The 20,857-nt window shown below is 29.7% G+C and carries 22 protein-coding genes; 7 read left to right on the top strand and 15 right to left on the bottom strand.

The window, feature by feature from the left end:
- The first annotated feature begins 116 nt into the window (after positions 1-116).
- The 5 genes from IC173_RS16380 to IC173_RS16395 all read left to right on the top strand — a co-directional run bounded on the left by IC173_RS16380 (position 117) and on the right by IC173_RS16395 (position 3,362).
- Entirely contained in the window at positions 117-308 is a 192-nt protein-coding gene (locus tag IC173_RS16380) for a hypothetical protein (protein ID WP_255287799.1), read from the top strand.
- Positions 298-1,098, top strand: coding sequence for an ABC transporter permease (locus IC173_RS16385; protein WP_227435206.1), 801 nt, complete (start codon positions 298-300; stop codon positions 1,096-1,098). Before IC173_RS16380 ends, IC173_RS16385 begins: the two co-directional genes overlap by 11 nt.
- A gap of 549 nt (positions 1,099-1,647) precedes the next feature.
- Complete coding sequence (locus IC173_RS20775; RefSeq protein WP_009889851.1) at positions 1,648-1,782, top strand: hypothetical protein; 135 nt, start codon at positions 1,648-1,650, stop codon at positions 1,780-1,782.
- Between the two features lie 221 nt (positions 1,783-2,003).
- Positions 2,004-2,447, top strand: coding sequence for a deoxycytidylate deaminase (locus IC173_RS16390; RefSeq protein WP_227435208.1), 444 nt, complete (start codon positions 2,004-2,006; stop codon positions 2,445-2,447).
- Between the two features lie 123 nt (positions 2,448-2,570).
- A complete protein-coding gene (locus IC173_RS16395) occupies positions 2,571-3,362 on the top strand; it encodes an N-acetylmuramoyl-L-alanine amidase (RefSeq protein WP_227435210.1) in 792 nt (263 codons plus the stop codon).
- Positions 3,363-3,522: 160 nt separating this feature from the next.
- Here IC173_RS16395 and IC173_RS16400 read toward each other — a convergent pair whose 3' ends face one another.
- The 3 genes from IC173_RS16400 to IC173_RS16410 all read right to left on the bottom strand — a co-directional run bounded on the left by IC173_RS16400 (position 3,523) and on the right by IC173_RS16410 (position 5,181).
- Positions 3,523-3,876 carry a hypothetical protein gene (locus IC173_RS16400; protein WP_227855872.1) on the bottom strand — a complete coding sequence of 118 codons (354 nt, stop codon included), beginning with the start codon at positions 3,874-3,876 and terminating at the stop codon, positions 3,523-3,525.
- A gap of 2 nt (positions 3,877-3,878) precedes the next feature.
- Positions 3,879-4,262: a YtxH domain-containing protein gene (locus tag IC173_RS16405; protein WP_227482660.1), complete on the bottom strand. Its 384-nt coding sequence runs from the start codon at positions 4,260-4,262 to the stop codon at positions 3,879-3,881.
- A 535-nt stretch (positions 4,263-4,797) separates the two neighbouring features.
- Positions 4,798-5,181, bottom strand: coding sequence for a PBECR2 nuclease fold domain-containing protein (locus IC173_RS16410; protein WP_227830545.1), 384 nt, complete (start codon positions 5,179-5,181; stop codon positions 4,798-4,800).
- Between the two features lie 442 nt (positions 5,182-5,623).
- Here IC173_RS16410 and IC173_RS16415 point away from each other — a divergent pair, with 442 nt between their 5' ends.
- Positions 5,624-6,112, top strand: a complete 489-nt coding sequence (locus IC173_RS16415) for a prolyl-tRNA synthetase associated domain-containing protein (protein ID WP_255613419.1) — start codon at positions 5,624-5,626, stop codon at positions 6,110-6,112.
- Positions 6,113-6,341: 229 nt separating this feature from the next.
- Here IC173_RS16415 and IC173_RS16420 read toward each other — a convergent pair whose 3' ends face one another.
- The 6 genes from IC173_RS16420 to IC173_RS16445 form a co-directional block, all read right to left on the bottom strand.
- Positions 6,342-8,888 (bottom strand): FtsX-like permease family protein, encoded by a 2,547-nt coding sequence (locus IC173_RS16420; protein WP_227855873.1) that lies wholly within the window; start codon positions 8,886-8,888, stop codon positions 6,342-6,344.
- Positions 8,889-8,896: 8 nt separating this feature from the next.
- A complete protein-coding gene (locus IC173_RS16425) occupies positions 8,897-9,574 on the bottom strand; it encodes an ABC transporter ATP-binding protein (protein ID WP_227437334.1) in 678 nt (225 codons plus the stop codon).
- A gap of 82 nt (positions 9,575-9,656) precedes the next feature.
- Positions 9,657-10,646 (bottom strand): sensor histidine kinase, encoded by a 990-nt coding sequence (locus IC173_RS16430; RefSeq protein WP_227437332.1) that lies wholly within the window; start codon positions 10,644-10,646, stop codon positions 9,657-9,659.
- The gene (locus tag IC173_RS16435) at positions 10,633-11,319 is read right to left on the bottom strand and encodes a response regulator transcription factor (protein WP_227855874.1); all 687 of its coding nucleotides are present in this window, start codon (positions 11,317-11,319) and stop codon (positions 10,633-10,635) included. Before IC173_RS16435 ends, IC173_RS16430 begins: the two co-directional genes overlap by 14 nt.
- Before the next feature lie 106 nt (positions 11,320-11,425).
- A complete protein-coding gene (locus IC173_RS16440) occupies positions 11,426-11,575 on the bottom strand; it encodes a hypothetical protein (RefSeq protein WP_227855875.1) in 150 nt (49 codons plus the stop codon).
- 259 nt (positions 11,576-11,834) lie between these two features.
- Positions 11,835-12,569 carry a class I SAM-dependent methyltransferase gene (locus tag IC173_RS16445; protein ID WP_227855876.1) on the bottom strand — a complete coding sequence of 245 codons (735 nt, stop codon included), beginning with the start codon at positions 12,567-12,569 and terminating at the stop codon, positions 11,835-11,837.
- 380 nt (positions 12,570-12,949) lie between these two features.
- Between IC173_RS16445 and IC173_RS16450 the strand changes: the two genes are divergently transcribed.
- Positions 12,950-13,999 (top strand): ABC transporter substrate-binding protein, encoded by a 1,050-nt coding sequence (locus IC173_RS16450; RefSeq protein ID WP_227855877.1) that lies wholly within the window; start codon positions 12,950-12,952, stop codon positions 13,997-13,999.
- A gap of 130 nt (positions 14,000-14,129) precedes the next feature.
- Here IC173_RS16450 and IC173_RS16455 read toward each other — a convergent pair whose 3' ends face one another.
- From IC173_RS16455 to IC173_RS16480, 6 genes are all read right to left on the bottom strand, one after another.
- A complete protein-coding gene (locus IC173_RS16455; RefSeq protein ID WP_227436116.1) occupies positions 14,130-14,477 on the bottom strand; it encodes a cupin domain-containing protein in 348 nt (115 codons plus the stop codon).
- A 1,021-nt stretch (positions 14,478-15,498) separates the two neighbouring features.
- Positions 15,499-15,708: a helix-turn-helix transcriptional regulator gene (locus IC173_RS16460; RefSeq protein WP_227436112.1), complete on the bottom strand. Its 210-nt coding sequence runs from the start codon at positions 15,706-15,708 to the stop codon at positions 15,499-15,501.
- 11 nt (positions 15,709-15,719) lie between these two features.
- Positions 15,720-16,049 carry a DUF6442 family protein gene (locus IC173_RS16465; RefSeq protein ID WP_227436111.1) on the bottom strand — a complete coding sequence of 110 codons (330 nt, stop codon included), beginning with the start codon at positions 16,047-16,049 and terminating at the stop codon, positions 15,720-15,722.
- 15 nt (positions 16,050-16,064) lie between these two features.
- Positions 16,065-16,376: a DUF6442 family protein gene (locus IC173_RS16470; RefSeq protein WP_227855878.1), complete on the bottom strand. Its 312-nt coding sequence runs from the start codon at positions 16,374-16,376 to the stop codon at positions 16,065-16,067.
- A gap of 252 nt (positions 16,377-16,628) precedes the next feature.
- Positions 16,629-17,366, bottom strand: coding sequence for a YdcF family protein (locus tag IC173_RS16475; protein WP_227855879.1), 738 nt, complete (start codon positions 17,364-17,366; stop codon positions 16,629-16,631).
- 16 nt (positions 17,367-17,382) lie between these two features.
- Entirely contained in the window at positions 17,383-20,832 is a 3,450-nt protein-coding gene (locus IC173_RS16480; RefSeq protein ID WP_227855880.1) for a diguanylate cyclase domain-containing protein, read from the bottom strand.
- Positions 20,833-20,857: the final 25 nt, after the last annotated feature.

Below are 20,857 nucleotides of genomic sequence, written 5' to 3' on the forward strand. Positions count from 1 at the left end.
GTCTACTATTATTGATTCTATAGTTTGGGATAGTTCTAGCAACACTCTTAGCATTGTTTATATGGGTGCTGACATAGATGACTTAGTTTCGTTGTCTGATAGGTCGCACTTCTGTAGTGATGGCAGAAGCAATAAGCATATCAGATAAAGTTGCAATACTATCTAAAAGACCAGCTACTATAAAAAATATTTATGACATTGAACTTAATATGGATGGAACAAAAACGCCTCTCAAAACACGTAAAGTTCCCGATTTTCAAAAGTATTTCGACATCTTATGGAAGGAGCTAGATACACATGAGGCTTAATAAAAGATCTGAAGGATATATAAACTATATTAAAGGTGTAAAAAGAGAAAAAAGAAATGTATTATTTTATCAACTATTAATTTTAATTGGCTTTATTATAATTTGGGAGATTTTAGCTGATTTAAATGTTATAAATACTTTTCTATTCAGCAAACCAAGTGATATTTACAATTTGTTTATTCAATATGCATCTAGTGGCCAACTATTTAAACACATTGGAGTATCTGTATATGAAACAGTTCTTGGTCTTGTTATAGGAACTGTTTTAGGTATTTTAGTAGCTATTGCTCTTTGGTGGTCAGAAAAATTATCAAAAATATTAGACCCATTTTTGGTAGTTTTAAATGCTCTTCCTAAGACTGCTTTGGCTCCTATAATTATAGTTTGGGTTGGTGCTGGAATAGAAGGAATTGTAGTAACAGCTGTAACTATTTCCGTTGTTGTTACCATACTTTCAGCCTATAATTACTTTATGAATATAGATGAAGAAAAAATTAAGATGTTAAAGAGTTTTGGAGCTAGCAAATCACAAATCCTATTTAAACTTATATTACCCGCAAATACAGGAAATTTAATAAACTTAACTAAGATTAATATTGGTATGGCTTGGGTAGGTGTTATAGTAGGAGAATTTTTAGTATCAAGATATGGAATAGGATACTTGATAGTTTATGGCAGTCAAGTATTTAAGTTAGATTTAGTAATGATGGGTGTATTCGTGTTAGCTGTTTGTGCATGGGCAATGTATGCTATAGTTAACATTATTGAAAAAATATATAATTCTAGATAAATAAAAAATATTATTTAGTAAATTTTAATCATTCTAGTATTTATAGGATAGTTTTCTAGAAATACTAGAATTGTACAATTAAAAAATTATAACTATATAACTTTAATATGTGAAACTGTAGGAATATTTGTGAGAAACATAAAGCAAATTTACCTACAGTTTTTAGTGTATAAAATCAGTAAAATAAGTTAGATATTTACTGATTTTATTACATAAATCCAATAGTACAATTCATCTTTCCATAATATCTGGAGATGTATCATACAATCTTATTTTTTATTGAGTATATTATAATGTAATAGAACAATTAAAATACTGATTACCCTATTTTGCAACTTACACAATTGTATATAAAAGATAAAAAATAATTATCATCAAATTCATAATTTTAAGGCTTAATGCATATAATTATATGTCGGTTAAAGGCGCATAAAAATAAAAGGAATTCATAAGTTATATGTTGTATAGATATTGTAGTAGATGTAATATGTAAGAAATTTCAGCACTATTTATATTCTGTACAAAAAGATACTTGAAGGGAGATTGAAAATGGGAATATTAGAAGGAGCTGCAATGATAAGAGAAATTGCAATTAAAATAGCCAAAGAAAAAGGTATTACAGAACAAAAGGCATGGCCTGAAGCTGTAAAAGAGTTTAAAGAAAAATATGAACTTGTGTTATAAATTTTGATTATAAAAAACTGTCTTGATTTTATTAAGACAGTTTTCATATTTTATGATGAAAATTTTATAAAAAGTTTAATGAAATAAGATTTAATTATTAAAAAAACAATTTAAAATTTATTTTATCTTTTATACTTTTAGCTATAAAACAAATTTGTTTTTAATACTGTTTTTGAGGTATAAATCTTATATATTAAAGATAAGATTTGGAGGTATTTAGTTTGGAAAGTAAACTTGAAAATAGATGTTCATGGCAAGAGTATTTTATGAGATTATGTGAGACAGTAGCTGAAAGAGGTACTTGTGACAGAGCTTATGTTGGAGCTATAATTGTTAACTCAGAAAACAGAATCGTATCTACTGGATACAATGGTAGTATATCTGGAGATAATCACTGTAGTGAAGTTGGTCATGAGATGAGAGATGGTCATTGTATTAGAACCATTCATGCCGAACAAAATGCCCTTTACTATTGTGCTAAAGAAGGCATATCAGTTAAAGATTGTTCTATTTATGTAACCCATTTTCCTTGTTTAAATTGTACTAAGGCCATAATTCAATCTGGAATTAAACATATCTACTATAAAACTGGATATAGGATGGATGAATATGCCTTGAGATTATTACAATCAAGCAATGTGTTATATACAAAATTGCAATTTTAATACTTACACATATTATTCTATAATTTTACAAAATATTTTATATTAGATAATTAAAGTATAAAAAGAAACAAAATTTTAAATTGTGCATATATTAAATAGAAGTTAAATTTAATCATAAAGGAGATGTATAATTTGAAAGTAGTAGTAATACCAGGGCACACTTTAACTGGGAAAGGTACAGGAGCTGTAGGATATATAAACGAAAGTAAAGAAACAAGAATAATGAATGACTTAATAGTTAAATGGCTTAAATTAGGAGGGGCTACTGTTTATACAGGAAAAGTTGATGCATCAAATAATCATTTAGCTGACCAATGTGCTATAGCAAATAAACAAGAAGCTGATTTAGCTGTTCAGATTCATTTTAATGCAAATGTTACAACTTCAGCCCCAGAAGGTACAGAAACTATATATAAATCTAATAATGGAAAAGCATATGCAGAAAAGGTAAATGCTAAACTAGCTACAGTATTTAAAAATAGAGGTGCAAAATCTGATGTTAGAGATCTTTATTGGCTTAATCACACTAACGCAACAGCTATACTAATAGAAGTATGCTTTGTAGATAGCAAAGCAGATACAGATTACTATGTTAATAATAAAGATAAAGTTGCTAAGTTAATAGCAGAAGGAATATTAAATAAATCTATATCAAATTCTCAAGGGGGAGATAAAGTGTATGAAAATGTAATAGTTTATAAGGGGGATGCTGATAAAGTTGCTGCTCAAATTTTATACTGGCAATTGAAAGATGCTTTAGTAGTAGAAGCATCTAGCTATAAGCAAGGTTTAGGCAAAAAAGTTTATGTTGTAGGTGGAGAAGCTAATAATCTTGTAAAAGGTGATGTAATAATAAATGGTGCTGATAGATATGAAACTGTAAAATTAGCATTAAGACAAGTAGGTAAGTTATAAAATAGATATTATTTTATAAATATATAATAAAAAGATGTATCTACTTATTATGTTTATTCATCAATAGATACATCTTTATTTATTTGTACTTTATAAAGTATTTTCTGTAAAATTAGTTTAGTAAAGTTTTAAATTCACAGAAATACTAAAGCTTATCGTATTAATATTTTTTATCCGAAAAAATATTTTTAATTATAGTTAATATATCAACTATGACATCCATATTTGATTTAACGCTGTCTTTAGTAACAAGAAAGTCTGCTGTAACTTCAGTAACAGCCTCTGTTACATCTTTCATATTCTCGCCTACTTCTCCAAAACTATCTACAACACTAGGAAGATTATTTAAAGTTGTATTTATATTTTGAGTATTTTCATTTAATACATTTCCAACAGTATTTAAAATCTTATGTAATTTAGCAAGTACAATAATTAAATAAATTAAAGCGATACACCCAAGCATAGCTAATAATACATATATTATACTAATATTAATTGTTATTGTGTTATTCATTGTTATTCCTCAGTGACACTTACTGGTTCAACAATGTCTATTACTTTATCTTCCTCGCTAGAATCTTCAACACGTTTTTTATTATCTATATAATTTCTTATCTTTTGCTTTGATTCAATGAAATTTCCTTTTCTGTCTTCTAATTTCTCAGACATCTTACCTTTTACATCCACTGTTTTCATGTTTATTTTATCCGCAATTTGTTGAGATGCATCTTTTATATCTTCTCTTGTTTCTTTTCCTGATTTAGGTGCTAGTAATACTCCTCCAACTGCACCAGTAACAGCTCCTAATACGACACCAGCCGTTGCAATTTTAGCTTGTTTGGCTTTTTCAGCTCTTTGTTTAGCTTTTCTTTTATCTTCTATTTTTTTTGATAAGCTCATATCCAATCGCTCCTTATTATAATATTTAGAAATATTATAATACATTTTTTTCCATAATGATATAGTTTCTAACTAAATTTTTAAAAACTAATAAAAAGTTCTTTCTAGTATTTATATATATAATAAGAATTCTAAACTACATTCCAAAAATTCTATAATATAAGTATCTGAAAACTCTTTAATATAAGTCTCCTACTCTTTCACTGTATATCAAAAATTTTGATGCAGTTTCTAAATACAATTCTTCATTAGCGTTTAAACATCTTATTTCTTTTGTGCTAAATATCTCCATATTTTTAACCCTTTTAAATAAATTAATTAAAAAAACAATAAGAGAGGAATTAATCCTCTCTTTTAAATTTAATTAGATTTGGCAGGGCGGCGTATCCTGCATCTCTATTAACTACCCTATAAGCAGCGTATTGGGTGCCTTTTCCAACCTCAAATCTAATAAATAAATATTTACATATATATTTATATTATAACTTATTTGATAATATTTTTCAATGCTTTAGGAAAAATTAATAATATTATGTTAACCATCATATTGTAATACTCTTCCACTACTAATTCTACTTTCTAATTTTGCTTCTTTTATGGCGTATAATGAAGAGACATATAGATATCCCTTTTTTGTATCTAGTTCTGTAGCAACTAATATATAATCATCAAGTTTTTTTACAAATTCTACACTTTTACCAGGTTTTTTAGGATGACTTCCTATATACTCAGGAGATTTTAGCACTGTTTTTATAGTTTCTAGTATATCATTAAAAATGTCTTTACTCAATTGACCTCTATGTTTTTTCTTTATATGTTTTATAACACCAGAAGAAGCATAAATTTTACCAGTATATTTAATTCCAGCGAGTTCAGCTAATTCTTCATCTATGATTCCAACAACTTTGTCTGTAGACATATAAAGCACATTCCTTTCTAAGATAATTTATTGCTAAAATTATTAAAATTAAATATCTATATTTAAAGTATAGTTTATTCGAAAAAGAAAAGATAGTATAATATAGTTTTTTCATATCTGACCTTACATAACCTCTTTTTATATGATTTATAAATGGTAACTAAGGCTCTATTTTCAAATTATTTTTGGAAAATTTTTAGTTTTTTAAGCTTATATTATATATATATATCATTTTTTACTTGAAAATATATATATTCTGAATTATTATAATAGTAAGAATTGAAATGAAATTAGGCAAGGCTGTTGAAAGATTTTATGATTAGATATGGAGAAAGTATAGTAGACTTTTGCTTGTACAGAATAATAATGCATGTTTTATTTTAAAGTGTTCTATGATAATATTATTTTTATATATCAAATAAATTACCAACAGGAGGAAATTATGAACGCTCAACAAGAAGTATATAAAAAATTGGATGAACTAAATATATCTTATGAAATTGTAAATCATCCTGCAGTCTATACAATTGATGAAATGGAACAATTAAAAACACTACAAATGGAGTTTGTTGTAAAAAATTTATTCCTTCGTGATTCTAAGGGTAAAGAGCACTTTTTAGTTGTCTTAGGTAAAGATAAAAAAGCAGATTTAAAGGATATACGCCAAAAAATTGATAGTAAACCTCTTAGTTTCGCTTCTGAAGAAAGACTTGAAAAATATCTAAAACTTACTAAGGGAGCTGTAACACCTTTTGGTATACTAAATGATACTGATGCTATTGTAAAAATTGTATTTGATAAAGATTTATTGAAAATGGATAAAATAGGTATACATCCAAATGACAATACTGCCACTGTATTTTTAAAGTTTGAAGATTTAAAAAGGATTATAGAAAAAAATGGAAATGAAATATACTATGTAGAAGTATAGTTTTATTATTTTACATATAATAAATGATAGATAAAGTGGGTACCTCAAAATAAAAATTTGAGTCATCCACTTTTTTATACAAAAAATAGAAAGGGGGGTTCATAAGAACCCCTAGTATAATTCACACTACTTCCATAGATGAACTCTGTATTTTCAATGTTTAAATCGCCTTTTGGGACAATTGTGAATCATTTGAACTCAATCACGCAGGTATCTCTTTTATTTTCTATTAAGTCATATCATCCCTAAGCGCATCAATAATATTTTCTCTTTTTATCTTACTAATGGCATACAACATTGTAATGAACACTATAAAGAGAACGACAAACACGCTGATTCCGATACTGGTCCATGGAAGTACAAAATCTATATCATCTTTGACCATTCCTTTATGAATTAGCCAGGAAGAAATTACAGCTATAGGAAGTCCAAAGAGCAGCGACCTCATGCCATAAAAGGCACACTCAAAATTCATCATCTTCTGAAAATCGCGTTCAGACATTCCCACAGAGCGAAGCATGGCAAGTTCACGACGGCGTAGCTTGATATTTGTGGAAATTGTGTTGAATACATTGGCTACTGCAATCAGCGAGATCATAATTATAAAAGTATATGCGAACACGTTGGCAATAAAGATGTAATTACGGTTTTCGTCCATCATTCCATACATATTGTACAGGTTATACTCAGCCGTAATCCCTTCGCTCTCGATGATTTTCTCCATTTCTGCAACTGACTGATTGGGATTCTTTGATTTAAAACTCAAGCTTTTAATTCCTTTAGAAATACTTGGAGTCTCAAACGAATCTTTGACCGAATAAGGTGCCAACACCCTGAAGCAGGCTTTCCTCATCTTTGAGTTTCTGACACCTGGTGGAGAATCAGGTGGCACGACTTTTACAAATGAAATGTTTACATTTTGCCTATCGACTGTGTTCGACTTGCTATCAGCTTCAGAAGTAAGTTTAAGATTTATGGAAGAATTTGTGAAGATATCAATAGTATGGTCATCCTCCACCATCATGGAAACGGCAATCATTTTTGCATTTTGCCCAGTGTACTCTTCTGTTGGCAACCCCAGACTTTTGATAATATTCAGATAAGTACTGTCATCAAGAAACTGCATATCTACTGGCATATCAACCGTTTCAGATGGCGAATGTGAACCCTCATAGTTCAAGTAATCATCTGTAAGTTCACTTACTTTAACAACACATGAATAGGTCATAAGTTCTTGATACAAGCCTTCATACACACCATTGGCAGTCTTCAGCTTATCGTATAGCTGTAGCATTTTACTGTCATTCATGTCCTGCGTGGAAAAAATGATGTCCTGGTCAGTAACCTCTGACGCCTGATTTGAAACCTGTTTCAAATCAGCTACCAAAGCACTAGTCGATATGAACAGCACTATGCTTAAAACAAGCGATAGCACAATACTACGATAGCGTTTCTTGTTTCTTTTAAAATTCTTCAGCGCCAGAGTTCCCTCCAGACCGTAAATACGCTGTGCAAGCTTTGATATCCTTACTGCTTTGGATTCAATTTTCACCTCGTTCGTCTGGCGAATACACTCCATCACTGGTTTGCTGGCAGCCTTTCTAGCTGGAATATAAGCCGATATCAAGATGGTAACCATGCTGACCACTGCCGCAACAACGATTGCTGGGATGGACAATGTCAAGGTCAAAGGTACATTGGTGTAGAGAACATTTGCGAAATTTTTGGAGATAACAGAAATAACAAGTCCAATACTAACTATACCAACCGCAACACCAATCGGTATGCCAACAGCACCAATGCAAAGACCTTCAAATAAAACTGAATTACGTAGCTGCTTTGCTGTAGCTCCAACAGATGAAAGGATTCCAAACTGCTGTGTGCGTTCGTTCAACGACATGTTAAACGAATTATATATCAGAAAAATCGAGCCGAGCATGATTATGGCGACCACAATACCACCAACTGAGTACAAAAGCATATTGAACAAGTTATTGTCGGAAATACCCATGAAACGCAACACATTATCATTTAAAACGTAAGCATGGTCTCCAGTACTGTTTGTATATGAATGAACCTGACGTGGATTTTTCAACGTGACAAACAAGCTAAGGCTGTCAGCTTTGACTTGTGCATCCGCTTTGGTTATCAATGTGTATCCTGGTGCGGAAGATTCCTCAAAGACAGGCCTTTGGCAGGTACCAACAACTGTATAGCTTCTCTCGCCTTGTGGAACAAGAGTTTCATCTCCAACAGTATATTGGTCACTCTGACTAAGCTTCTCATTTCCATTCATACGGTTTCCCACAGGCAAAGAAATAGTGTCGCCCACTGCGAATTTGACACCGCCATCTGTTGCAACTTTACCCGAAACAAGAATCTCTCCACTGTTTTCAGGTAATCTGCCAGAAATCAAAGTTATAGGCAAAGTATCAAAGGCTTTTTCGCTGAATCCAGCTATAAAAAGATACGGTTTGTTTGGGTTTTTGTTGCCATCAAGCTTTGCATAGCCAATATTTTCAAATGTTGCGGTATTTGCAACTTTATCATTTCCTATCTGTTTCTGTACGAAAGAGGAATTAACATCCAAAAACTCAACATGCCAACCACCATATTTCTCAATCGAACCATTTACCATATAGTTTTGCAGGGAAATGGCAAGTGTAGCGACTGCTGTAATCATAGCAGCAGACAGAACAACTCCGATAACTGTTACAATCGTTCGTGTGCGTCTCTTTTTCATGTTTTGCAGTGCAACTTTGTTGAAAATGTTCATGGATATACCTACCTCCTTTCATCTCGCGTCACTTTGCCATCTGATATGCAGATAATGCGGTCTGCTTGCAGGGCTATATTTTCGTCATGCGTTACAATGATAAGGGTTTGACGATATTTTTTATTGCTTAATTTCAATAGATTGATAATTTCATGTCCATTTCGGCTGTCTAAACTACCTGTGGGTTCATCAGCAAGCATTACCGCTGGGGCATTCATTAAAGCACGTCCTATGGAAACACGCTGTTGCTGACCGCCAGAAAGCTGATTTGGTAAATGCGTTTTGCGGTCTTTTAGCCCAAGTAGGTCCATCAAGTCATTTAAGCGTTCCTCATTGACCTTTCGCTTGTCCATCAGTATAGGTAAAGTGATGTTTTCCACAACATTCAGAGTTGGAATAAGGTTATGAAATTGGTAAATCAGTCCGACTTGTCGCCTACGGAAAATGGCCAGCTTTTCATTGCTTTGGGCATATACATCCTGACCGTCCAAATACACCTTTCCGCTTGTTGGTACGTCCACTCCACCGATGATATGAAGTAATGTGGATTTTCCTGAGCCAGATGAACCAATGATTGCAGTAAACTCCCCCTTTTCTATTGTAAGCGAAACATTGTCAAGTGCGGTAACTTTGTTCTCGCCCTTGCCGTAGACCTTGCATAGATTTTCAATTTTTAAGAACTCCATTATGTAAGTCTCCTTTCTTATGGTTTAACCATATAATATAACTTTCAACTTACATCTGTGTGACTTTCAGGTGAGAGATTAGTCACTTTGGGAAACGAATTACAAATATCGCGCCACCTTTTTGGTGATTTTTTGCAGTAATCGTCCCTCCCTGTCGTGTTATAATTATTTTACAGAGTGCCAATCCAATCCCATATCCTGTGGCTTCTGCGTTTTTACCACGATAAAATCTATCAAACAAATAAGGTAAATCTTCTTTTTCAAATCCTGTGCCACTGTCATGGATAGTAATCTCAGTAAATAGCGGATTATCCTCACAAACAATCTCAATCTTCCCATTATCGCCTGCACTTTCCATACAATTTTTGAGGATATTCTGAATTGCTTCTGAAAGCCAACCCGAATCACCCTGAATAATCATTCCTTTAGGCACATCTATTTGTAAAGCAATGTTATGCAGTTCAATTGGAATTAGAAATGGTCGAAGTGAGTTGTATATCAAGTTGTTCACATCTATCTGCTCGCTTTGGAAAACTACAATACCTGCGTCTAAGCGAGATAACTTCAATAGGGAAGTAATCAACCAATCCATCTTTACAAATAATTCCTCTGTTTCCCTCACCAATGCCTTTCGTTGATTTTCATCAGAGCTATTTGATAGCAATGACAGAATAATATTCGCGGATGTAAGAGGTGTGCGGAGTTGGTGGGCTATGTCAGCCAACGAATCAGCAAGATGTTCTTTTTCTTTTTTCAGCGCATCGTTTTGTTCCCGAATACATAGTGTCATTTTTGTTATCTCGCTGTGCAGAATGGAAAGTTCGCCCTCGTCCGATTCACCAATATACAGATGGTCAGCATTATGAAGCACAAGATCAATTTGATTAGAAATCTGTGCAATATTTTTATATCGAGCTTTGGTAAAAGAGAAAAACGCTAAACCAAAGGCAGTAACAGAAATAATAGAAAGGATTCCCGCCACCATATTTATTGTAAATCCAAGCGTTACAGTGGTGACAGCCATTAAAGAGAACAAAATAGCAAACTGCTTAAACTCTCTATTTCGAAGCATAATCGTCCCCCAATCTATACCCTGTCCCACGAACAGTCAGAATTATTTGTGGGCTTGCTGGGTCGCTCTCTATCTTCTCCCTCAAGCGCTTTATGTACACAGTTAATGTATTATCATTGACAAACTCACCCGCCGCGTCCCATAATTCATCAAGGAGCCTGCTCCTCGTGATAATACTTTTGGGGTTATTAATAAACACCAACAACAAGCGGTACTCTAAAGCTGAAAGAAAAACCTCATTGCTGTTTTTTTTCACAACGCCACTTGCCATATCGACATGAAGCCCACAGATTTCAAAAGTCGCTTCTGAACGTCCGTTTTTTCGTAGGGCAGTTCCAATTCGCGCAATCAATTCACGTGGACGAAAAGGTTTTGTTATATAGTCATCTGCGCCTATATTCAGCCCAGTAACAACACTCGCCTCATCGCCTGAAGCTGTCAGAAAGATAACAGGAACATCTTGCATTTCTTTGATTTCTGTGCAAACTGTAAAACCATTTCCGTCAGGTAAGGAAATATCAATTAACGCCAAGTCAAATTTATTACTGGAAAGTATGGCAATAGCTTCACCTCGTGTAGGAGCGTGAGTGACTTCAAATCCTTCTGAGTGCAGCAAAAGCATAAGATTTTTAGCGATTGCTTTATCGTCCTCAACCAAAAATATTCGTTTCATTTGTTTTCACCATCCTTTACTTTACTATTTCTATATCGTCCATCAGCTGAAACAAATCACATATTCTTCATTTTTTTGTTTACTTAATCCGCTCAGCAGAGTAATTTCATATCACTATTATGTATGCAATTTCCCAATTTTTCAAGGGTTCTTTTGTTGTTATATAGCTCACGCGTAACACCTCCATTGCTATATTATATTTCTTTTGATGGAAATACACAAGTTGAGGTCTTGGTAAAACTGCTTTAACAAGCATCTTTACATTTGAAAATAGTTCTCCATAATGAAATCAATTTTCGAAAGTTCTCATTTTGCATTGTTATAGAAAGTAACCATATTCCTGTAAATACAGGTTTGATAAATGCCTTACCTATATTTACAGTGTCAAATGTACATGTTTATAGTGTAATAAAGAGGGTGAAAGCAACAAGTGCTTTCACCCTCTTTGAATATATAGCTTGTGTCACCCAATAGAATCCCATAATCACTTGCAACCAAAATTCCACTATTTTTTATTACTTTTTCCTTGCAGAAACAAGTAACATCATAGGTCTACGTAATTCATCTTTCATTTCAGGAATCGTATTTAATAATTTCCCTTCTGGTTGAGGTTCGATTATTTCTAATATCTCAAATCCAGTTTTAGCTAAAGTATTTAGATAAGTAGTTAATGTTTTATGATATTTTATAACTTCTTCCCCTAAAAAATTTGATTTTCGAAGTCCCTCTATAAAATAGTTATCTACTGGCCAGTGTAAATTGTTTCCATCTTTATCACAGTACCATTCTTGAGCTCCATATGCAGTGAATATAGGATGTTCAACTGAAAATACAAAATCTCCTCCGCTTGAAAGACAATTGCTTATATTTTTACATATATCTTCAAATGATTGAATATAATGAAAAGCCAAAGAACTAATTACTACATCAAAGCAATCTTTTGGGAAGTCTATATCTTCAATAGGCATACATATGTATTTTATATTATCAAATTTGGTTTTATTTCTTGCTTCTTTTAGCATCTTTTCTGAAATATCAATTCCAATAGCAGACTCTGCACCATTTTCAACTGCATATTGACAGTGCCATCCAAAACCGCACCCTAAATCTAATACTCGTTTCCCCTCAAAATCAGGTAACATTTTTTTTAGAGTATGCCATTCTCCAGCACCTTCAAGACCTTTTTTAGAGCGTTCCATATCACTGTATTTACAAAAAAATTCATCATTATCATATTTATTTTGTTTCATTTAATTTCCTCCATTTTAACTGTACTTGTTTAACTATATTTGCCAAAATATAAAATGCAAATCTTCACTACTTTACACAATAACATTTTTTAAATTTATAAAATTAAATTATTATTTATATGAATTAATTTAATATCTATTATTAATAAATTTTGTGCCTATATAATTTATATAAAAACATTACTGTTTTAATTTTATATCTTAATTTACAAATAATCAATACAATCTATTTAATATAATCGATTACTTGAAAAATTCAAATATAAAAATTATTTTTAAATTATTGTAGAAATAAATTCTATAGGTATATATTTTTGTAACAACTACAACAAATATTTAATATTATATATTATTCGGATGTCTTATGGGAGGTATTTATTATGTTTAAAAAAATAATCGCAATTGCAAGTTCTATTGTTATGAGCACAATATGCTTAACTGGATGTGATTTTAACTCTAATGATGAAAATGATAAGTCTGCTTCATCTAAAGACTTAGATAAAGTAACTATTGCAGAAGTTACTCATTCTGTTTTTTATGCCCCACAATATGCTGCTATTACAAAAGGATTCTTCGAGGATGAAGGAATAAAGGTTGACCTTATAAATACTCAAGGTGCGGATAAAACTATGGCAGCTTTAATTTCAGGTGAAGCAAATGTAGGCTTAATGGGTCCTGAAGCTTCCATATATGTATATAATCAAAACAAAAACGATTATGCTGTAAACTTTGCACAATTAACTAAAAGAGATGGTAGCTTTTTAGTTGCCAGAGAAAAGATGCCTAATTTCTCCTATGATGATTTAAAAGGAAAAGAAATATTAGGTGGTAGAAAAGGTGGCGTTCCACTAATGACTTTTGAATATGTTCTAAAAGACAAAGGACTTACTATTGGAGAAAATTTAAAAACAGGCAATGTCAACGTAAGAACTGATGTACAATTTGGAGTAATGGCTGGGGCTTTTGCAGGTGGTGAAGGTGACTTTACAACAGCGTTTGAACCTACAGCAACTGCCATGGAAAAAGAAGGCAGCGGATATATAGTAACATCTATAGGAAAAGATTCTGGAGAAATACCATTTACAGCTTACTCTACTACTAGATCTTACATGAAAAATAATAAAGATTTAATTCAAAGATTTACAAATGCTGTTTATAGAGGTCAATTATGGGTTCAAAAAGCTCCTAGTAAAGAAATCGCCGAAGCTATGCAACCTTTCTTTGAAGATATATCTCTAGAAGATTTAGTAACAGTTGTAGATAGATATAAGTCAATAGATGCATGGTCTCAAAACCCTGTATTAAAAGAGGAAGGTTTAAATAAACTAATGGATGTTATGAAAGAAGCTAAGGAATTAGACAAAGAAGCCCCTTACAAAGACATAGTAAATACTGAATTTGCAAATAATGCAATAAAAAATATAAAATAAATATGCATCAGTTTTAACTAAAAACTTACAAAAATTATAAAAAGAGTCTTTTAAAAGACTCTTTTTATAATTGAGATTAAAGTTTATATTAAAAAATAGAAATTAAAGTATCGTAAAGATACCTATATATCTATCCTCTGTATTCTGCTCCAGCATTGATTTTTGTAATTTGAACAGCAACCATTTCCTCATTGCTTCCATTAGTAATTTCATGCCATTCTCCTGTTGGTACAAAAACAGTATCACCTTGTTTTACATCACACTCATGTTCTCCAAGTTTCATTTTCCCTTCTCCTTTTAAGAACACAAATATTTGTTCACCATTAGGATGTCTATGGGCATTAAGAACTTGATTAGGTTTAAAATAATAAACTTCTGAAGTTATATCATTACCAGCAAATACTGGTATTTTTGGTACTGCTGCATCATTATATTGAGCTAAGCTTCCATCTAATAGATTCTTTTTATTTTCATGCATACTATAAATACCTCTTTTCTATATTATAGATTTACTATTATTATTCCAATATAAAAAAATAGTATTCTCCTTATACATAATAGGAATAAAATTCTTTTCTAAATATAATGAATATATGTTATTATATTTTAAATAGTATATATCCCTATGTGTATATAAAAAAGGCATAAAATATATTATTTTATGCCCTTTTTTAATAGTATAGTTTTTTCAATGCTTGTATAAATATAAATCGTTTATTTGTCAGTGAAATGTCAGTAATTTTTTTTGTTTTTTTTATTATTTTTTCATCTTTTTAGGATTCTCATAAACATTATATTTGTATTTATATTTTTAAAATTTATAGAAATCAAGCATATTAATTTACCACTCTAAATAGTTTTCACATTAAATTATTTAAACTTTATATTTTTTGTTTTAGCTATACCATATTTCTACCACAAAGAATTTATCGAATTTTATTTTCATTCAAATCCTTTTCAAATTAAAGACTCGTTGTATCGCATAAATTTCCATTAAAAATATTTGCGTTTCTATTTTTTATTTTAGCAAACTTTTCTTTTATTTTTTTAATTAAATTCATAAATTTCATTTTTATAAATTTCAGCCAAAATTTATCTCTCCGCATTTTGGATTTTAAATGCACTCTATAAAACCACGCGATGTTTTATACATATTTCATACAAACTTCCTTAAAATCTATTTAAATGTGTAATTTGATGTTTAAGCTACAAGCGAATCTAAAAAGTTAACTATATTTATATTATGTAAACTAAATTGATTTTTGAAAGCTTCATTTATATTTTTAAATAATCAAGATAAACTTGAAATTATTTTCATAGTGATTTATATTAATATTATGAATATTTACCAATAGTACTTTAAAGAAAAAAGGGAAGCATTACAATCTATTTAGATTAGTGCTTCTCTTTTCACTTCTTTTCTTCTTTGTTGAGTTAATAATACTTTCGCAGTTATAGTTATGAATAGGCATACTATTATTCTCATAAATTAATCCATCCTAAAAGAAAAATAAATCTTCAAACTTTTTATCTAATGCAATGCATAAAATCAATGCAAGTTTAGCAGTAGGATTGAATTGTCCTGTTTCTATTGAACTAATAGTATTACGTGATACTCCAACCATTTTTGCTAATGCTGATTGAGATAATTTTGCTTCTGACCTTGCTTCTTTCAAACTATTTTTTAATATCAATTCTTCTTTTTCCATATCACTTCTACCTATAACGTATAAATGAATTTAAAAATACATAGTGCAAAAATAATTAAAGCCCCTATACTTATCAGCAAATATTTTTTCTCATTTATCTTTCTGTAAACAACAAAATAAACAACTGATACATAGCCAGTTAATACAGCTAAAATATCATAGAATGGTGTTACTTTTTCAAGACCTCTCATGTCAGATACAACTACTTTGACTGCGAAAACAACACCACAAATAATCGCTAAAGCAATTGAACCAATTGCAGTAGCTTTTTGACTTACTGTGTTTTCAAATTCTTCGTTTTTTTCCAATTTTGCCTTGTTTAAAACAGCTTCTTTATTCATATCAATTCCCCTTTCTTAAAATACTTGTGTAATGTAATAGATAAAACTACTCAATGTTATAATAGAAGAGAGAAGGATAATAAAGCCACTCTTTTTATTTAATGCCTTAAAACTCCCATAATAGTTCCCAGTTAACCAGCCCCATAATATAGTTAATAATAAGGATAAATCAGTTGTTCTTAATTTTATAAGATTTAAGATAATGAGCGGTACTATTATACCTACAAATAATAAAGTTCCATATCGTTGACCTTTATTTAATATGAATAAATATCCCTCATTTGATTTTTCTTGTCTACTTCTTTCTAAAATTTCTTCTTTATTCATCTATATTCTCCTTTTATTGCCAAGTTTACTTGTCATTTATAATATAACACTGCAAAGTTTTATTGTCAAATTAAAAGTATGCAAATCTTATATAGAAATGCACGCTTTTATGATTTACCTTACTATCTTCCAGTTATCGCCTTTCTTCAAGGTCAATTCATACTGTGAAATCTGCATTGGATTTTTACATAAAAAATACTAGATATAAATTTATGATTTATATCTAGTATTTTTATTTGTCACATATCACTTTCACCCATCAAAAACAATTGTTTTCCATATTGCAAAAAATTCTCTTGTATAATATGTTGGAACAAATGAAAGCTTTGACTTACTAGCGTAAAAAGAAATATTTTTATATTCATTTCTAGATGCTAGTATTTTACTCCTAAGAACATGAAAATCAGTTGTTACAATTTTTACTTTTATATTTTTTATTCTTTTTCTACTATGCTCTTCTATCTTTAGCTTTGAATATTTAAAGTTTTCATAAGTATTTGTAGATTTATCTTCTTCTATTATTCTATTGCTATCTATACCATTTCTAACAAGATAATCTTTCATAGCTTTTGCCTCAGTTATATTTTCTCCATTACCCTTACCACCTGATACTACTACATAGCATTCACTATTAACTTTTGAATATTTTAAAGCAGTGTTTAATCTTCCCTTCAATGTAGTACTTGGTGTAGTCTTTTTTACAGAAGCTCCTAAAATCAAAAGATAATCACTTTTTGTCTCAAAACTATTTTTAGGATAAAAGATTATTAAGCTTTCAGTAATCATGAATACTATTAAGAAAACACTAATTAGTATTTTTAGCACTTTATAAAAAACCTTCTTTTCTTTAATTTTCTTTTTTAAGATTCGATAAACAATTAATAGTATTCCTATAACTAAGAAAAATCCACTAAATGAAATACCACCAAAAACTATTTTAAGATAAAAATAGTAAATTATAAATATTAAACCCAATATTAAATTAATCATATTTATATAATCCTTTTTATTTGTTTTTATATAAAGAAATATCTATGCACTCTATAAGACAGTTATATTCTCCATCTATCCAATTAATCCAACTTGCAATTGATACATTTTCTCCAAATATATTTGTCTCTGTTTTAAATTTTGAATCTCTATTTTCTTTTAATCCATTAATCGGGCAGTTATTACAAGGAATATTAGATTTTAATAATGATTTATAACATTTATCTCCTATTTTTATTTCTAAGTCTAAATTTGAGACCTTATTATTAATAAAAATAAGGTCATAAGTATTCGGATTTACTATATATATATAATTATCAATAGAATCAAGAACTTCTTTTAGTGATAGATTAGAATCTTCATATTCAATTTCACCTTTTAGACTTTCTTCTTTCACACTACCATTACTTATATCGGTTTCAAGTTTATTTTCACATATACAATCATTATAAAGTGAATACTTATCTTTTCCTTTATTCTTTGCATAATAAAGTGCCATGTCTGCTTTTTTATAAAGTTCTTCAAATACAGCTCCATGTTCTGGTACGAATGAAATTCCAACTGTACCTGATATCTTATACGTTTTTTTATTTCCAGTATAAGAATTTCTAAATATATTACATATTTTTTCTGCTTTACTTTTAGCATTTTCAAAAGATTGAATATTCTTTAAGAATACTATAAATTCATCACCACCAATACGCCCCACTATATCATTATTTCTAAATATAGGCTTTAGTTGTTTAGAAACTTCATACAAAACTTTATCTCCAAAAACATGTCCTAAATTATCATTTATTGATTTAAAATTATCTATATCAATAATTAAAAAGGCATGAATTCCTGAATTTGATTCTTCTGAATTTAGAAAATCATTAATAAGATTTTCTGTAGTACCCTTATTATATAATCCTGTTAAAGTATCTCTTTCAGCTTTTAATTTTAATTTAATTTCTTCATTTTTCTGTTCGTCGATATCTTTAATATAAGCAAGTGCTTTTATATCATTCGTAATAGAGTCTTTTATTAAATGCATTGTACAAAGTACCCAAATCATTTTATCATCTTGATTCATTCTTCTATATTCCAACTTTATTTCACTTATATTATTTTTATAGGCTTCTAATAAATGTCTACATAAAAATGTATTTAAAAAGACTTCTTTATCATCTTTATAAATAACAGTCTCTGATATAGATTTTACCATTTCAGAGTAGTCATTGCTTGGTTTAATTCCAAATTGTCGATACCAATTTTCATTACCCCTTATAAAAATATCCTTTGATACATTTATTTCATAGGTTATTATTGCTTCTGATAATATAGCGGAATGATATTTGTATGCTTGATTATATCTTATTTCTGCTTCTTTTTGTTCACTTATATCTTCTTGTATCCCAATAGCTCTTATAGGTTTACCATCTTCATCAAAAATAGTAGTTAATGTAATTTTGTTCCATATGTAGCCTTGATCTGGAACTCTTATTTTAACAACACAACTTGCAGTTTTTTCTCCACTTATTATCTTCTCATACATTTTTATAAAATCTTCACTAAAGTCTTTATAAATAATTCCTGCTTCAACTAAGGAATAAGGAACATTTTCATTTATTTTATCAATATTATAATTTTCCATACTCTTATTAGTATTTACAAGAGATTTTGTATTTATATCATACTCAAATATAATATTTGATGTTTGATTTAATGCAATTCTAAATCTTTCTTCATTAATTCTAAGTTTTTGTTCTGCATTTTTTAAATCAGTTATATCAGTTAAAATCCAAATTCCTTTTTTGCTATCATCACTATCAGTAATAAGCCTTCCTTTTAAAGAAAACCATATCATCTTGCCATCACATTTCTTTATTCTATATTCACCTACAGCGATATTTCCAATAATCAACTGATGTCTTAAATTTTCAAGAATCTTTTTTCTATCATCATAAAAAACAAGATTACATGATTTATATTGGAGTTCATCTTCTAACTGTTTACGTGTATATCCAATCATTGATAGATAACCAGAGTTAGCATATTGTATAGTAAAATCTTCATCAAATTCTGTTATAAGTATTCCGCCTAATATATTTTCTGATACCATTTCAAGTTCTAAATTCTTTTGTTCCATTTCTTTTTCTAATTGTTTTGTTTTGGTAATATCTACTGTAACACAATAAAGATATTTTTTACCATCAGGTTCTACTATAAGTTCCCCCTTATCAGATATCCAGACTATATCACCACTTTTAGTTCTAACTCTGTATTCCAATTCAATAGTTTTATTTTTATAAAGTTGTTCAGAGATTTCTTTTTTTACTCTTTCAACATCATCTTTGTGTATTATTTTATAAAAACTATTATTAAATTGCATTTTTATTTCTTCTCTTGTGTAACCAAACAAATCAACAAATCCATCACTTAAAAATTCAAACTCAAATTTTTCATCAACAGTACATTTTTGAACTCCTCCAGGAATGCTATTTGTAATAGATGATATTTCCTTATTGGCTTTTAGAATATGCTTTTGTGATTTATTATTTTTATAGAAGATATATATTATTAGTGCAATAAATAATAAGAACACCTTACAAATTAAAGAAAATGCTAATTGATTTATTTTATCAATATTTTTTCTTACAGTATATTGTGGTATTACTGAGAGAACATACCAGTCATTTACACCTATTGGTGTGTATGTTGCATAACGTTCTTTACCTTTGTATTTATATGAAATAAATCCACTCTTTTTATGTTTTGTATCTTCATATACTTTTTTATAGCTATAACCAGCATCAAAAGAAGCTTCCTTGAATATATCGTATATATTACTACTTGCTCCAACTATAGCATTTGTATGTGAAGATTTCAAAACAAATTGTCCGCTAGATTCAAATATATCTATATATCCTTCACTGTTGAAACTTGTTATGTCAATGAATTCAGCTAATTTATCATTATAGTATGAACCATATAAAACACCAATCACTTTATTTTCTTTGTATACAGGTGTAGCTATAACAAAAGTATCTTTTCCATCAATAGGAGATTTTACTACTTCAGATATGTTACTGTCTCCACTAATAGCTTTCTTAAAATATTGGTAATTTGATATATCAACAACTTTCCCATCGCTAGTACGACTTATTCCATTAGGAGAAGCAATTGATATTCTTTGAAAATCAGATTCTTTTGATATTTTAGCTAATAACGGGATTATCTCAGGATTATCTATAGTATCAAAATATGAAACCATATTCGCTATACTCTTAACAAATGATAATGAACTGTCTAGCTTTATTTTTATAGCATTAGAACTTTGTAAAGATATTTCTTTTAAACTAACTTTATTGTTTTCTTCTTCTTGAACATTAGTTTTAAATGCAAAATCAGAAAAAGAAATTATTGTGAATAAAAATATTAATATAATACTCATTACGCTTTTCAACGATTTTGCTCTTATCACTTACTTACCACCTCCAAATTAAAAT

The organism is Clostridioides sp. ES-S-0048-02, from assembly GCF_020658495.1.
Taxonomy (GTDB): Bacteria; Bacillota; Clostridia; order Peptostreptococcales; family Peptostreptococcaceae; genus Clostridioides.

Bases quoted from the DNA above. Each gene is read 5' to 3' on its own strand.
- IC173_RS16405 (WP_227482660.1), bottom strand. From the start codon at position 4,262: ATGAGCTTATCAAAAAAAATAGAAGATAAAAGAAAAGCTAAACAAAGA.
- IC173_RS16470 (WP_227855878.1), bottom strand. From the start codon at position 16,376: ATGAATAAAGAAGAAATTTTAGAAAGAAGTAGACAAGAAAAATCAAAT.
- IC173_RS16450 (WP_227855877.1), top strand. From the start codon at position 12,950: ATGTTTAAAAAAATAATCGCAATTGCAAGTTCTATTGTTATGAGCACA.
- IC173_RS16435 (WP_227855874.1), bottom strand. From the start codon at position 11,319: ATGAAACGAATATTTTTGGTTGAGGACGATAAAGCAATCGCTAAAAAT.
- IC173_RS16445 (WP_227855876.1), bottom strand. From the start codon at position 12,569: ATGAAACAAAATAAATATGATAATGATGAATTTTTTTGTAAATACAGT.
- IC173_RS16465 (WP_227436111.1), bottom strand. From the start codon at position 16,049: ATGAATAAAGAAGCTGTTTTAAACAAGGCAAAATTGGAAAAAAACGAA.
- IC173_RS20775 (WP_009889851.1), top strand. From the start codon at position 1,648: ATGGGAATATTAGAAGGAGCTGCAATGATAAGAGAAATTGCAATTAAA.
- IC173_RS16420 (WP_227855873.1), bottom strand. From the start codon at position 8,888: ATGAACATTTTCAACAAAGTTGCACTGCAAAACATGAAAAAGAGACGC.
- IC173_RS16400 (WP_227855872.1), bottom strand. From the start codon at position 3,876: ATGAATAACACAATAACAATTAATATTAGTATAATATATGTATTATTA.
- IC173_RS16385 (WP_227435206.1), top strand. From the start codon at position 298: ATGAGGCTTAATAAAAGATCTGAAGGATATATAAACTATATTAAAGGT.
- IC173_RS16455 (WP_227436116.1), bottom strand. From the start codon at position 14,477: ATGCATGAAAATAAAAAGAATCTATTAGATGGAAGCTTAGCTCAATAT.
- IC173_RS16395 (WP_227435210.1), top strand. From the start codon at position 2,571: ATGTATAATTTGAAAGTAGTAGTAATACCAGGGCACACTTTAACTGGG.
- IC173_RS16460 (WP_227436112.1), bottom strand. From the start codon at position 15,708: ATGGAAAAAGAAGAATTGATATTAAAAAATAGTTTGAAAGAAGCAAGG.
- IC173_RS16475 (WP_227855879.1), bottom strand. From the start codon at position 17,366: ATGATTAATTTAATATTGGGTTTAATATTTATAATTTACTATTTTTAT.
- IC173_RS16425 (WP_227437334.1), bottom strand. From the start codon at position 9,574: ATGGAGTTCTTAAAAATTGAAAATCTATGCAAGGTCTACGGCAAGGGC.
- IC173_RS16410 (WP_227830545.1), bottom strand. From the start codon at position 5,181: ATGTCTACAGACAAAGTTGTTGGAATCATAGATGAAGAATTAGCTGAA.
- IC173_RS16415 (WP_255613419.1), top strand. From the start codon at position 5,624: ATGAACGCTCAACAAGAAGTATATAAAAAATTGGATGAACTAAATATA.
- IC173_RS16430 (WP_227437332.1), bottom strand. From the start codon at position 10,646: ATGCTTCGAAATAGAGAGTTTAAGCAGTTTGCTATTTTGTTCTCTTTA.
- IC173_RS16440 (WP_227855875.1), bottom strand. From the start codon at position 11,575: ATGCTTGTTAAAGCAGTTTTACCAAGACCTCAACTTGTGTATTTCCAT.